This window comes from Rathayibacter sp. AY1C9 (genome assembly GCF_002932315.1).
Taxonomy (GTDB): Bacteria; Actinomycetota; Actinomycetes; order Actinomycetales; family Microbacteriaceae; genus Rathayibacter.
In genome coordinates, this window is sequence record NZ_PSVZ01000009.1 from 106641 (window position 1) to 120473 (window position 13833).

The following is a 13833-nucleotide window of genomic DNA, read 5'->3' on the forward strand; positions in this document are numbered from 1 at the left end:
CGGGTCGCGGCGGCGGCGGGAGCGGACAGGAGGCGCGGATGAGCGGAGTATCGACGGCCCTCGGCGAGGCCTCGCGCGCCTACCTCCGGCTCTGGCGCGGACTGCCCCGGGAGGTGCTCGCGCTGGTGGCCGCGATCCCGGTCGCGCTCCTCGGCGCCTTCTGCGCCGGCGTCGCGCTGGCCGTCGCGCTCGGGCTCGTCGGAGTCCTGATCGGCCTGGTGTTCCTGCCCGCCGCCCTCTACACGGCGCGCTTCTTCTCGCAGGCCGCCGTCGGCCTCGACGTGCTGGCCGGACGGCCCGCCGTCCCCCGGCCGCAGTGGCGGCGACCGCCCTCCGCCGTCACTCCCTCGACCTTCGCCCTCTACGGTCCGGTGATCGACGGGCACTACTGGCTCGCTCTCCTGCACACGCTCGTCGTGGCTCCGGTGCTCGCGCTGCTGTCCGGACTGCTCCTCGCGCTGTGGACCTGGGCGGGCCCGGGCACGGTGGCCGCCGCGCTCACGGGGGCCCCCGGTCCGGCCCGCCTGCTGGCCGAGAGCGGAGCAGCTCTGCTGGGCGCCCCGCAGCCTCCGGCGGGACTGGTCGCCGCGGCGACGGTCGCCACGACCGTCCTCTTCGTCTCGACCCTGCCGTTCGCCACCCGCGGCCTCTCCCTCCTGCACTGGCTGGTCGACCGTCTCCTGCTCGGCCCGTGGGAGTCGGAGGCGCTCCAGCGCGAGGTCGCCGAGCTGAGCGCCTCCCGCGGCGCAGCCGTCGCCGCCGAGGACCGCGCGCTGCGCCGGCTCGAGCGCGACATACACGACGGCCCGCAGCAGCGCCTGATCCGGGTCCAGATGGACCTGGCCTCGGCCCGCAACCGACTCGCCGCCGACCCGGAGTCCGCCGCCCGCCTGGTCGACGAGGCTCGCGAGCACGTGCGCGCCGCGCTCGACGAGCTGCGCGCCCTCTCCCGCGGAGTGGCGCCGCCGATCCTGCAGGACCGGGGCTTCGAGGCGGCGGTGCACTCGCTCGCCGAGCTCAGCCCGGTGCCGGTCGAGGTCCTCACCGAGCACCCCGTGGCGGACGTCCCGCCCGAGGTCGAGCGCAGCGTCTACTTCGTCGTCGCCGAGCTGCTCGCCAACGCCTCCAAGCACTCCCGTGCCCGATCGGTGCGGGTGCACCTCGACACCCGCGACTCCGGCACTCCGGGGGAGCGATGGCTCGACGCCTGGGTGGTGGACGACGGAGTCGGCGGGGCGTCGCCGGTCGCCGGTCACGGTCTCGAGGGGGTCGGCGGGCGCGTCCGGGGCCTGCGCGGGATCCTGAGCGTGGAGTCGCCGGTCGGCGGGCCGACCACGGTCGGGGTGCACGTCCCCTACCGCCCGGCCGCCCTATCCTGAGGGCGTGCCCGTGATCCGCGTCGCCATCGCCGAGGACTCGGTCCTCCTGCGCGAGGGCCTGGTCCGCCTCTTCGAGGACGCGGGGTTCGCCTCCGTCGGCGCCTTCGGGGACGCGGACGCCCTGCTCGCCGATCTGGCGCGGGACCCGGCCGGGGTCGACGTCGCCGTGCTCGACGTCCGGATGCCGCCGACCTTCCGCGACGAGGGCGTCCGCGCGGCGCTGGAGATCCGCCGGCGCTACCCGCAGGTGTCGGTTCTGCTGCTCAGCCAGTACGTCGAGGTCACCTACGCGCAGGAGCTGCTCGGCTCCGGCGACGGCGGACTCGGCTACCTCTTGAAGGACCGGGTCGCCTCCGTGGAGGAGCTGCGCGACGCCGTCGAGCGCGTCGCAGCGGGCGGAACAGTCCTCGACCCGCAGGTCGTCGCCTCGCTCCTGCAGCGCAACCGCGACCCGCTCGCCTCGCTGACCCCGCGGGAGCGGGAGGTGCTGGAGCAGATGGCCCAGGGGCGCACGAACGCGGGCATCGCCTCCGCTCTCTTCGTCGGCGTGGGCGCCGTGGAGAAGAACGTGACCGCGATCTTCCAGAAGCTCGGGCTCGAGGACTCGGGCTCCGACCACCGGCGGGTGCTGGCGGTCCTCGCCTTCCTGCGCGCCGGGCGCTGACCACCGGAGAAGAGGAGAACCCGATGCCGTCGAGTCCTGCGGAGGGCGCCCGCGTCCTCGCCCTGACCGGGGGACGCGCCCCGGAGATCGCCGACACCGCGTGGGTCGCTCCGGGCGCCACCGTGATCGGCTCCGTGCGCCTGGGGGAGCGGGCGAGCGTCTGGTACGGCGCCGTCCTGCGCGCGGAGCACGCGCGGATCGAGCTCGGCGCCGGCAGCAACCTCCAGGACGGCGTCGTCGTCCACGTCGACGCCGACTACGACGCGGTCATCGGCGCCGGAGTCTCGGTCGGGCACAACGCCGTGCTGCACGGCTGCACCCTCGAGGACGACGTGCTGGTCGGCATGAGCGCGACCGTCCTGAACGGGGCCGTCATCGGCACCGGCTCGCTGATCGCCGCGGGCGCCGTCGTCCTCGAGGGGACGGTCGTCCCGCCGGGCTCGCTCGTGGCGGGCGTCCCCGGGAGGGTCCGGCGGGAGCTGACGGAGGAGGAGCGCGAGGGCATCCGCCGGAACGCCGCCTCGTACCTCGCCCTGACGGAGGAGCACCGCGGCGCGGTCGGCTGAGCACGCCCGGAACGACGAAGAGCCCCGGACATCCGGGGCTCTTCGAGAGGAGAGGGGCTGACGAGAATCGAACTCGCATCATCTGTTTGGAAGACAGAGGCTTTACCACTAAGCTACAGCCCCGAATCGCTGGTCTGACGACCGCGAACCGGTGCGACCGGGTCTCTCGACCGGGCACCAGGACAGCGTAGTACATCGCGCGAGCACCGTGGACACCCCGGTCGTCCTCCGCCGCGCGGTTCCGGTCGCCGCTGCCGCGGTGCAGTACACTTGCGAAGGCCATTTCGGCGTGTCGCGCAAGCGCACGTGCGGGGACGGCTCGACGAGAGTCTCACGCACGGTGCCCAGGCCCGCGCATCCGGGGCGTAGCTCAGCTTGGCTAGAGCGCCCGCTTTGGGAGCGGGAGGTCGCAGGTTCGAATCCTGTCGCCCCGACCACGAGTACTCATCGTGACGACATCGACCCGTGACGACCGTCATCCGGCGCCGACACCAACCAGCACAGGAGATCCCCTCACGTGAAGACCACGGTAGAACAGCTGAGCCCGACCCGCGTGAAGCTCGCGATTTCGGTCACCCCGGACGAGCTCGGCCCCAGCATCACGCACGCCTACGGCCACATCGCCGAGCAGATCAACGTCCCCGGCTTCCGCAAGGGCAAGGTCCCGCCCGCCATCGTCGACCAGCGCGTCGGCAAGGCCGCGGTGCTCGAGCACGCGGTCAACGAGGGCCTCGACGGCTTCTACCGCGAGGCCGTCCGCGAGACCGAGGTCCGCCCCCTGGGCCGCCCGCAGGCCGACATCGTCGCCTGGCCGAGCGACAAGGACTTCACCGGCGACCTCGAGCTCGCCATCGAGGTCGACGTGCGCCCCGAGATCACCGTCCCGGACTACGACGGCATCGAGCTCACCGTCGAGGCGGCCGAGGTCACCGACGCCGACGTCGACGCCGAGCTGGACAAGCTCCGCAGCCGCTTCGGCACCCTGGTCACCGTGGACCGCCCGGCGAAGACCGGCGACTTCGCGCAGATCGACCTGGTCGCCTCCATCGACGGCGTCGAGGTCGACACCGCCAACGCCATCTCGTACGAGCTGGGCTCGGGCGAGCTGATCGAGGGCATCGACGAGGCGCTCGACTCGCTCACCGCGGGCGAGAGCACCACGTTCACCGCTCCGCTGCTCGGCGGCGACCACGCCGGCGAGCAGGCCGAGATCGCCGTCGCGCTCACCGCCGTCAAGGAGCGCGAGCTCCCCGAGGCCGACGACGACTTCGCGCAGATCGCCAGCGAGTTCGACACCATCGCGGAGCTGCGCGAGTCGCTCAAGGAGCAGGCCGCTCAGCAGAAGACCTTCGGGCAGGGCGGCGAGGCCCGCGAGAAGCTCGTCGAGGCGCTGCTCGCCCTCGTCGAGGTCCCCGTGCCCGCCGGTCTCGTCGAGGACGAGGTGCACCGCCACCTCGAGGGCGAGAACCGCCTCGAGGACGACGAGCACCGCGCCGAGGTCAAGGAGGCCAGCGAGAAGACCTTCAAGACCCAGATCCTCCTCGACCACGTCGTCGAGCAGGAGAAGGTCCAGGTCAGCCAGGACGAGCTCACGCAGTACCTCATCCAGGGTGCGGCGCAGTACGGCATGGAGCCGAACGAGTTCATCAAGATCCTGTCCGAGAACAACCAGATCGGCCAGATGGTCGGCGAGGTCGCCCGCAACAAGGCGCTCGCGATCGTCCTCGGCAAGGCGAAGGTCACCGACACCGAGGGCAACGCCGTCGACCTGACCGCGTTCACCGCGGTCCCCGGTGACGACGAGGCCGTCGAGGCCTCCGACGAGGCCGTCGCCTCGGACGAGACCGAGGTCGCGGAGGAGGCTCAGGCCGCCGCCGACGCCGAGGTCCCCGCCGAGCCCGTCGCCGAGGAGCCCGCCGCCGAGGAGGAGCCAGCCCCGGCCCCCAAGAAGAAGCGCGCGCCGGCCAAGAAGAAGGCCGCCGCTCCCGCCGAGGAGACCCCGGCCGCGGAGTAGTCGCCGCGAGCACGTCAGGAGCCGCCCCCCGATCCGTCGGAGGGCGGCTCCTCTCGTTGCGGGGCTCCGGTCCGCCCCGGGCGAACACGGGCGACTCCCGCTCCGCCCCGGGCGAACACGGCCGGATCGGCCTGGCGGCGTCCGATAGATTCGCCTCCGAAGCGACAACTGAAACGGAGCAATACATGGCCGACATGGTTATGCCCAACAGTGTTTTCGACCGCCTGCTCAAGGACCGGATCATCTGGCTCGGTTCCGAGGTGCGCGACGAGAACGCGAACGAGATCGCCGCGAAGCTCCTGCTCCTGGCAGCCGAGGACTCCGAGCGGGACATCTACCTCTACATCAACTCGCCCGGCGGCTCCATCACCGCGGGCATGGCGATCTACGACACGATGCAGTTCGTCCCGAACGACATCGTGACCGTGGGCATCGGGATGGCGGCCTCCATGGGCCAGCTGCTCCTCACCGCCGGAACCCAGGGCAAGCGCTACATCACCCCGAACGCGCGGGTGCTCCTCCACCAGCCGCACGGCGGCTTCGGCGGCACGGCCTCCGACATCCAGACCCAGGCGCAGCTCATCCTCGACATGAAGAAGCGCCTCGCCGAGATCACCGCCAAGGCGACCGGCAAGACCGTCGAGCAGGTCAACGAGGACGGCGACCGCGACCGCTGGTTCAGCGCCGAGGAGGCCCTCGCCTACGGCTTCGTCGACCACATCCGCTCGTCGGCGACCGACGTGGCCGGCGGTGGCGGAACCGCCATCGACGAGTAGTCCAGCGAACGCGCCGAGAGATCAGGAACAGACAATGACCACACCCACCTTCGGCGGAACGGCGTTCGGCTCCGGAGCCGCACCGTCCTCGCGCTACATCCTCCCCACGTTCGAGGAGCGCACGGCCTACGGCTACAAGCGCCAGGACCCGTACGCCAAGCTCTTCGAGGACCGCATCATCTTCCTCGGAGTCCAGGTCGACGACGCCTCCGCGGACGACATCATGGCCCAGCTCCTCGTGCTCGAGAGCCAGGACCCGGACCGCGACATCGTCATGTACATCAACTCGCCCGGTGGCTCCTTCACCGCGATGACGGCGATCTACGACACGATGCAGTACATCCGCCCGCACATCCAGACGGTCGTGCTCGGCCAGGCCGCCTCGGCCGCCGCCGTGCTCACCGCCGCGGGAACGCCCGGCAAGCGCCTCGCGCTGCCGAACGCGCGCATCCTCATCCACCAGCCCGCCGTGCAGCAGGGCGGGGGCCAGGCCTCGGACATCGAGATCCAGGCCGCCGAGATCATGCGCATGCGCGAGTGGCTCGAGGAGACGCTGTCGCACCACTCGAACCGCTCGATCGAGCAGGTCAAGAAGGACATCGACCGCGACAAGATCCTCGGCGCGAGCGACGCGCTCGAGTACGGGCTGATCGACCAGGTGCTCACCAGCCGCAAGAGCCTCCCGGCTCTCACGGCGTAGGGCGTCCAGGAGGGGCCGGGTGGCGGAGCGATCCGCCGCCCGGCCCCTCTCTGCGTCCTCCGTCGCCGTAGCAAAGCGCCACACGAGGCGCAAGGCACGGCGAATCCGGCCCGCCTTCCGAGCCCTCGCGGCTCAGCGGCTAGGCTCGGAGCAGTGTCAGGGGGCTCGTCCCGCTCGCACCGGCCGGAGCTCCGGGCTCCGTTGCACGACCGACCGACGCACGACAGACGCACGACAAGGAAGTGGGGCATCCCCGTGGCACGTATTGGCGAAAGCGCCGACCTGCTGAAGTGCTCCTTCTGCGGCAAGAGCCAGAAGCAGGTCCAGCAGCTCATCGCGGGACCGGGCGTCTACATCTGCGACGAGTGCGTCGAGCTCTGCAACGAGATCATCGAGGAGCGCCTCTCCGAGTCGAGCGAGGAGACGAGCCACGAGTTCGACCTCCCGAAGCCGAAGGAGATCTTCGGCTTCCTCGAGGAGTACGTGATCGGGCAGGAGCAGGCCAAGAAGGCCCTCGCCGTCGCCGTGTACAACCACTACAAGCGCGTGCGGGCCCGCAACACCATCACCGCCGCCGACGCGATCCACGACGAGGTCGAGATCGCCAAGAGCAACATCCTGCTCATCGGCCCCACGGGCTGCGGGAAGACCTACCTCGCCCAGACCCTCGCGAAGCGCCTCAACGTGCCCTTCGCCGTCGCGGACGCCACGGCCCTCACCGAGGCGGGCTACGTCGGCGAGGACGTCGAGAACATCCTCCTCAAGCTCATCCAGGCCGCCGACTACGACGTCAAGCGTGCCGAGACCGGCATCATCTACATCGACGAGGTCGACAAGATCGCGCGGAAGGCCGAGAACCCCTCGATCACGCGCGACGTCTCGGGCGAGGGAGTGCAGCAGGCGCTGCTCAAGATCCTCGAGGGCACCGTCGCCTCCGTGCCCCCGCAGGGCGGGCGGAAGCACCCGCACCAGGAGTTCATCCAGATCGACACGACGAACGTCCTCTTCATCGTCGCCGGCGCCTTCGCCGGACTCGAGGACATCATCTCGTCGCGGGCGGGCAAGCGCGGCATCGGCTTCGGCGCCCCGCTGCACAACAAGGAAGACGAGATCAACATCTTCAGCGAGGTCCTCCCGGAGGACCTGCACAAGTTCGGGCTGATCCCCGAGTTCATCGGGCGCCTCCCCGTCGTCACGACGGTCACGCAGCTCGACCAGGACGCGCTCATGCAGATCCTCACCGAGCCGCGCAACGCGCTCGTGAAGCAGTACCAGCGGATGTTCGAGATCGACGGCGTCGAGCTCGAGTTCGACCGGGGCGCTCTCGAGGCCATCGCGGACCTGGCGGTCCTCCGCCAGACCGGAGCTCGCGGACTGCGCGCCATCCTCGAGGAGGTGCTCGGCCCGATCATGTTCGAGGTGCCCTCCTCGGACGAGGTGGCGCGCGTCGTCGTCACCCGCGCCGCGGTGCTCGACAACGCGGCCCCGACGATCGTGCCCCACGCTCCCCGTCGCCAGGAGAAGAGCGCCTAGTCGCTCCCCGCCCCGCTCTGCCAGTTCACCGCGATTGGCCCGGCGGATCGTCGGGCGAGGCGCTCCCGCTTCCCTAACCTGGCGGGGCGCGCCGACGGCGCGTCCGGTCGCCTCGGTGCCGGTCGATCCTCCGGGAGGCTCCGCCATCGTCCAGCCGCTGCTCGCCGGGATCGTCGCCGCCCTGACCGGCTTCTCGAGCTCGTTCGCGATCGTGCTCGCCGGGGTGGTCGCGGTGGGCGCCACCGACGTGCAGGCCGCGTCGGGCCTCCTCGCCGTCTGCGTGCTGCAGGGGGTCCTCTGCATTGTGCTGAGCATCCGCTACCGCGTGCCGATGACCTTCGCCTGGAGCACGCCGGGCGCCGCCCTGCTGGCCGCGACCGCGACGCTCCCCGGCGGCTTCGACCGCGCGGTCGGGGCGTTCCTGGTCGCCTCCGCTCTGCTGGTGGTCACCGGGCTGTGGCCGGCGCTCGGGAGGCTCGTCGCGCGCATCCCGCGGCCGCTCGCGAACGCCATGCTCGCGGGCATCCTGTTCCCGCTCGTCCTGGCGCCGGTGCGCGCGGCGGTCGAGATCCCCGCGCTCGCGCTGCCGGTGATCCTGCTCTGGCTGCTGCTCCTGCGGCTCCTGCCCCGCTGGGCGGTGCCGGCCGCGATCGCCCTGGCGATCGTGCTGCTGATCGTGACGGACGGCGCGGCACTCGCCGGTGCGCCGCTGCTCCCCGTGCCGCAGTTCGTCGCTCCGGTGTTCGAGATCGGAGCGATGGTCGGGATCGGCCTGCCGCTCTACGTGGTCACCATGGCCGGGCAGAACATCCCGGGCATCGCGGTGCTGACGAGCTTCGGCTTCGCGGCCCACTCGCGTCCCGGGATCGTCTCGACCGGTGCTCTCTCCGGGGTCTCGGCGATCTTCGGCGGCGTGCCGATCAACTACGCCGCGCTCAGCGCCGCGCTGACCGCGGGTCCCGAGGCCTCGCCGCGGCCGGAGCAGCGCTGGGTCGCCTCGGTCTCGGCGGGCGCCTCCTACCTCGTGCTGGGCGTGTTCGCCGGAGCGGCCGCCGCGCTGGTGTCCTCCGCGAGCCCGCTGCTGATCGAGGCGGTCGCCGGTCTGGCGCTGCTGGGGGTGTTCGTGTCGGCGGTGCAGGCCGCTGTGGAGGACGCGCGGCTGCGGCTGCCGGCGGCGGCGACGCTCCTGGTCACCGCCTCCGGCACGACCATCGCGGGGATCGGCTCGGCCTTCTGGGGCCTGGTCGTGGGACTCGTCCTCCTCGCCTGGCTCGTCCCCCGGCGCCGCTAGAGGAGGCCGCGGCGCGCGAGCAGCGGCTCGGTCCGCGCATCCCGCCCGCGGAACGCGCGGTACGCGTCGAGCGGATCGCGGGAGCCGCCGAGCTCGAGTACCCCGCGGCGGAAGCGCTCGCCCGCCGAGCGGTCGAGGCCGCCGTTCTCCTCGAACCACTCGACCGTGTCCGCGTCGAGGATCTCGCTCCAGATGTAGGAGTAGTAGCCCGCGGAGTAGCCGCCGGAGAAGACGTGCGCGAAGTACGTGCTGCGGTAGCGGGGCGGCACGGCGGGAAGGAGGAGGCCCGCGCCGTCGAGCACGTCGCGCTCGAAGGCGGCCGCGTCGCGCGGCTCGACCGGGGCCGGCAGGGAGTGCCAGGCGAGGTCGAGCAGGGCGGACGCCAGGTACTCGCTCGTCGCGAAGCCCTCGCCCCACAGCGCGGACGCCTCGAGGCGCTCGACGGTCCCCGCGGGCAGGGCCTCGCCGGTCTCGACGTGGCGGGCGTACTCGGCGAGGAGCCCGGGGCGGCGCACCCACGTCTCGTTCACCTGGCTCGGGAACTCGACGAAGTCCCGGAACACCGCGGTACCGGCGAAGCGCGGGTACCGCGTGCTCGCGAACAGGCCGTGCAGGGCGTGCCCGAACTCGTGGAAGAGCGTCTCCACCTCGTCGAGGCTGAGAAGGGCGGGCTCGCCCGGGCCCGGAGCCGACAGGTTCAGGTTGTTCACGACGACGGCGGAGTCGCCGAGCAGCGAGGTGCGGCTGGACAGGGAGTTCATCCACGCCCCGCCGCGCTTCGAGTCGCGGGTGAAGGGATCGAGCAGGAACAGGCCCAGCGGGGTCCCGGCCTCCTCGTGCAACTCGAACACGCGGACGTGCTCGCTGTAGCCGGCCAGGTCGCTCCGCTCCGAGAAGCGGACGCCGTAGAGACCGGTGGCGGCGGCGAACACGCCGTGCCGGAGCACCCGCTCCAGCTCGAAGAAGGGACGCAGTGCGCTGGAGTCGACGGAGTAGCTCTCCGACCGCACGCGCTCCTCGTAGTAGCCACGATCCCACGCCTCGATCGTGAAGCGCGGCGCTCCGGCGGCGTCCTGCTCGGCGTCGGCGGAGGCCTGCATCCGCTCGAGCTCGATCCTCGCGTTCCGGGCGGCGGGAGCGGCGAGCTCGTGCAGCAGCGACAGGACGCGCTCCGGCGAGCCCGCGGTCTGGCCCGAGATCACGAACTCGGCGTGCGAGGCCGCGCCCAGCAGAGCTGCGCGCTCGGCCCGCAGCGCGACGATCCGCTGCAGGGTCGCGGTGGTGTCGTGCGGCCCGCCCTCCGCACCGCGGCCGACGGAGGCGCGCAGGACGCGCTCGCGGACGCCGCGGTCGCGCAGACGCGCGAGCCAGGGGTGTCCGGAGTAGAGGGGCAGGGTGATCAGCCAGCCGTCGACGCCGCGGTCGGCGGCGGCGCGCGCGGCGGCCGAGACGTCGGACTCGTCGAGCCCGTCGAGGCCGGCGACGTCGTCGAGGAGGACGACCCGGTCGTTCGACTCGGCGAGCAGGTCCTTCTCGAAGCGCGTGGTCAGGGTCGACAGCTGCTCGTTCAGCTCGCCGAGCCGTGCCTTCCCCGCGTCGTCGAGGAGCGCACCGGAGCGCTCGAACCCGGTGATCCTCCGCTCGAGGAGGTAGGCCGTCTCGGCGTCGAGGTCGAGCTCCGTCGACTGCTCGGCGAGAGCGCGGAGCCGGGCGAACAGGCGCGGGTCGAGGCTGATCGCATCGCTGTGGGCCGAGAGCAGCGGAGCGAGCTCGGCCTCCAGAGCGTCGGTGAGCGGAGTGCGGTCGGAGGCGGCGACAGTGAAGAAGACGGCGCTCACCCGGCGCAGCTCGCGGCCCGCCCGCTCGAGGGCGACGAGGGTGTTCTCGACGGTCGGCGGCTCGGAGGCGCCGGCGATCGCGTCGATCTCGGCGCGGTGCCGGCGGAGGGCCTCGAGGAACGCCGGGCGGTAGGCCTCGGGGTCGACGGCGGCGAAGTCGGGGAGCCCGTGGGGGAGTCCGCTCGGCTCGAGCAGGACGGCGACGGGATCGGGTGCGCTCATCCTGCGAGCCTAGAGCGCGAGCGGGGGAGCGGGCTCCGACTCAGGATCGCAGGACGCGCGCGCTCACCGGACTCGACGACCGCGCCGCGAAGGGGCGTCAGCCCCAGTCGTCGTCGTCCTCGCCCTCCACGCGGCCCTGCGGCTGCGTGATGTAGGCAGCGTCCTCGTCAGGACGGTAGGTGATCGTCGTGCCGTCGTCGAGTTCGAGGACGGGCCTGCCCTCGAGCCAGGTGAGCGTCCAGCGCCAGTCGGCGGTCGCCGTGCCGGCCGCGGTGAGCTCGCCCTCGACGTCGCCGATGGCGGTGACGACGATCTCGGGGAGGGTCTGCGGCGGCACCTGGCCGACCGACCAGCGGGTTCCGAGCTGCATGGGAGGGGTCCTCTCGACGGTGGGGAGGGAGGCGGGACCATTCCCGCCTCCCGGGAGCGGCGCTACGCCTCGGTCTCGAGCTCGATGCCGACCGCGAGGGCGTCGCCCTCGGCGAAGTCGAGCGTCGCGATCCTGCCGACGGCCGCGAGGTCTCCCGCGGCGAGTCGGAGAGACGCGACGAGCTCGGCGGGCGCCGTCACCAGGGCGGAGCGGGCCGGCGTCTTCTGCGAGGCCTTCGCATCGGTCTTCGCGCGCCGGATGGCCGTGAGGACCGAGCTCGCCGCGGCCAGGACGGCGGGGTCGCCGCCCAGGCCCTCGACGGCCGGCCAGGGGCGCAGGTGCACCGAGTCGTCGTGCGACCACGACCAGGTCTCCTCCGTCGCGAACGGCAGGAACGGCGCGAACAGGCGCTGGAGGACGTCGAGCGCCCGGTGCAGGGCGGCGGCGGCGGACGCGCCGTCCTCGCTGTACGCGCGCTCCTTCACCAGCTCCAGGTAGTCGTCGCAGAACGTCCAGAAGAACGCCTCCGTCGTCTCGAGGGCGCGGGCGTGGTCGTAGTTCTCGAGCGCCGTCGTCGCGTCGGCGACCACGGTGTCGAGGGTGGCCAGCATGCTGAGGTCGAGAGGGTCGGTGACCTCGGCGCCCTCGGCGAGAGGGAAGCCGTGGATGAACTTCGCCGCGTTGAGGATCTTGATCGCCAGTCGGCGGCCGATCTTGATCTGCGTCGGGTTCTGCGGGTCGAAGGCCGCGTCGGTGCCCAGGCGCGAGGAGGCGGCCCAGTAGCGGACCGCGTCCGAGCCGTGCTGCTCGAGCATCGCGGCGGGAGTGACCACGTTGCCCTTCGACTTCGACATCTTCTTGCGGTCGGGGTCGACGATGAAGCCGGACACGGTCGCCGTGCTCCACGGGGCGCGGCCGTCCTCGAGCTGCGAGCGCAGGAGGGTAGAGAAGAGCCAGGTGCGGATGATGTCCTGGCCCTGCGGGCGCAGGTCGTAGGGAGCGACCAGCTGCCAGAGCTCGTCGTCGCGCTCCCAGCCGCCCGCGAGCTGCGGGGTCAGCGAGGAGGTCGCCCAGGTGTCCATCACGTCGAGCTCGCCCTGGAAGCCGCCCGCCGCTCCGCGCTGGTCCTCCGAGTAGCCGGGGGCCGGGTCGCTGGAGGGATCCACCGGCAGCGCCGCCTCGTCCGGCACGATCGGGGAGTCGAAGACGGGGTTGCCGTCGCCGTCGAGCGGGTACCACACCGGGATCGGCACGCCGAAGAAGCGCTGGCGCGAGATCAGCCAGTCGCCGGAGAGGCCGTTCACCCAGTTCTCGTAGCGGACGCGCATGAACTCCGGCACGAAGCGCACGTCGCGGCCGAGCTCCAGCAGGCGCTCCTTGAGCACCGCGTCGCGAGCGCCGTTGCCGATGTACCACTGGCGGGTCGACACGATCTCGAGCGGCTTGTCGCCCTTCTCGAAGAACTTGACCTGGTGGGTGATGGGGCGCGGGTCGCCGACCATCTCGCCGGACTCCTTCAGCAGCGCCACGACGGCCTGCTTCGCGGAGAAGACGGTCTTGCCGGCGAGCTGCTCGTACGCGGCGCGGCCCGCGTCGCTCGTGATCGCGGCGGGAGCCTCCGAGATCAGGCGGCCGTCGAAGCCGATGATCGCGCGGTTGGGCAGGTCGAGCTCGCGCCACCAGACCACGTCCGTGATGTCGCCGAAGGTGCAGATCATCGCGATGCCCGAGCCCTTGTCCTTCTGCGCGAGGTGGTGCGCGAGCACCGGGACCTCGACGTCGAAGAGCGGCGTGCGGACGGTGGTGCCGAACAGCGCCTGGTAGCGCTCGTCGTCGGGGTGCGCGACGAGGGCGACGCAGGCGGGCAGCAGCTCGGGACGGGTCGTCTCGATGAAGACGTCCTCGCCGCCGTCGCGGTGGAAGCCGAGGCGGTGGTAGGCGCCGGGCTGGTCCTTGTCCTCGAGCTCCGCCTGGGCGACGGCGGTCCGGAAGGTGATGTCCCAGAGCGTCGGGGCCTGCGCCTGGTAGGCCTCGCCGCGGGCGAGGTTGCGGAGGAAGGCGCGCTGCGAGGCGGCCTGCGACTCGTCGCCGATGGTCCGGTAGCTCTGCGACCAGTCGACGGACAGGCCGAGGGCCCGCCAGACGTCCTCGAACTGCTTCTCGTCCTCGACGGTGAGGCGCTCGCACAGCTCGACGAAGTTGCGGCGCGAGATCGGCTTCTGGTCGGCGGCCTTGCTGCTCTTGTTGTCGCCGCCCTCGAACGGAGGCGTGAAGCCGGACTCGTAGGGGAGCGTCGGGTCGCAGCGCACACCGTAGTAGTTCTGCACGCGGCGCTCGGTGGGCAGGCCGTTGTCGTCCCAGCCCATCGGGTAGAAGACGCTCTTGCCGCGCATCCGCTGGAACCGCGCGACGACGTCGGTGTGCGTGTAGGAGAAGACGTGCCCGATGTGCAGCGACCCGGACGCGGTGGGCGGCGGGGT

General features: G+C 71.9%; 11 protein-coding genes and 2 tRNA genes. 9 read left to right on the forward strand and 4 right to left on the reverse strand.

Features of this window, described 5'->3' with window-relative positions; translation table 11 throughout:
• Positions 1-38: 38 nt before the first annotated feature.
• Genes C5D09_RS08685 through C5D09_RS08695 form a run of 3 tightly spaced genes read left to right on the forward strand, consistent with a single transcriptional unit; the run spans position 39 to position 2609 of the window.
• The gene (locus C5D09_RS08685) at positions 39-1379 is read left to right on the forward strand and encodes a histidine kinase (RefSeq protein ID WP_104269098.1); all 1341 of its coding nucleotides are present in this window, start codon (positions 39-41) and stop codon (positions 1377-1379) included.
• Positions 1380-1383: 4 nt separating this feature from the next.
• Complete coding sequence (locus C5D09_RS08690) at positions 1384-2043, forward strand: response regulator transcription factor (RefSeq protein ID WP_104247297.1); 660 nt, start codon at positions 1384-1386, stop codon at positions 2041-2043.
• A gap of 23 nt (positions 2044-2066) precedes the next feature.
• Positions 2067-2609, forward strand: a complete 543-nt coding sequence (locus C5D09_RS08695) for a gamma carbonic anhydrase family protein (RefSeq protein ID WP_104226728.1) — start codon at positions 2067-2069, stop codon at positions 2607-2609.
• Between the two features lie 52 nt (positions 2610-2661).
• On the opposite strand, the gene C5D09_RS08700 is transcribed toward C5D09_RS08695, so the two are convergent.
• Positions 2662-2732, reverse strand: a tRNA-Gly gene (locus C5D09_RS08700).
• 236 nt (positions 2733-2968) lie between these two features.
• On the opposite strand from C5D09_RS08700, the gene C5D09_RS08705 reads away from it, so the two are divergent.
• From C5D09_RS08705 to C5D09_RS08730, 6 genes are all read left to right on the forward strand, one after another.
• Positions 2969-3046, forward strand: a tRNA-Pro gene (locus tag C5D09_RS08705).
• Positions 3047-3126: 80 nt separating this feature from the next.
• Positions 3127-4623 (forward strand): trigger factor, encoded by a 1497-nt coding sequence (tig, locus tag C5D09_RS08710; protein ID WP_104257383.1) that lies wholly within the window; start codon positions 3127-3129, stop codon positions 4621-4623.
• 185 nt (positions 4624-4808) lie between these two features.
• Entirely contained in the window at positions 4809-5399 is a 591-nt protein-coding gene (locus C5D09_RS08715) for an ATP-dependent Clp protease proteolytic subunit (protein WP_097165884.1), read from the forward strand.
• Between the two features lie 34 nt (positions 5400-5433).
• Complete coding sequence (locus C5D09_RS08720) at positions 5434-6099, forward strand: ATP-dependent Clp protease proteolytic subunit (RefSeq protein ID WP_068253282.1); 666 nt, start codon at positions 5434-5436, stop codon at positions 6097-6099.
• A 255-nt stretch (positions 6100-6354) separates the two neighbouring features.
• Positions 6355-7632 (forward strand): ATP-dependent Clp protease ATP-binding subunit ClpX, encoded by a 1278-nt coding sequence (gene clpX / locus C5D09_RS08725; RefSeq protein ID WP_104247278.1) that lies wholly within the window; start codon positions 6355-6357, stop codon positions 7630-7632.
• Between the two features lie 115 nt (positions 7633-7747).
• A complete protein-coding gene (locus C5D09_RS08730) occupies positions 7748-8923 on the forward strand; it encodes a benzoate/H(+) symporter BenE family transporter (protein ID WP_104226726.1) in 1176 nt (391 codons plus the stop codon).
• Here C5D09_RS08730 and C5D09_RS08735 read toward each other — a convergent pair.
• From C5D09_RS08735 to valS, 3 genes are all read right to left on the reverse strand, one after another.
• Positions 8920-10983 (reverse strand): M3 family metallopeptidase, encoded by a 2064-nt coding sequence (locus tag C5D09_RS08735; RefSeq protein ID WP_104269099.1) that lies wholly within the window; start codon positions 10981-10983, stop codon positions 8920-8922. The genes C5D09_RS08730 and C5D09_RS08735 overlap by 4 nt on opposite strands.
• Before the next feature lie 97 nt (positions 10984-11080).
• On the reverse strand, positions 11081-11353 hold the full coding sequence (locus tag C5D09_RS08740; RefSeq protein ID WP_104261275.1) for a hypothetical protein: 273 nt from the start codon (positions 11351-11353) through the stop codon (positions 11081-11083).
• 62 nt (positions 11354-11415) lie between these two features.
• Positions 11416-13833: valine--tRNA ligase (gene valS, locus C5D09_RS08745; protein ID WP_104269100.1), on the reverse strand; the 2418-nt coding region annotated here is incomplete at its 5' end.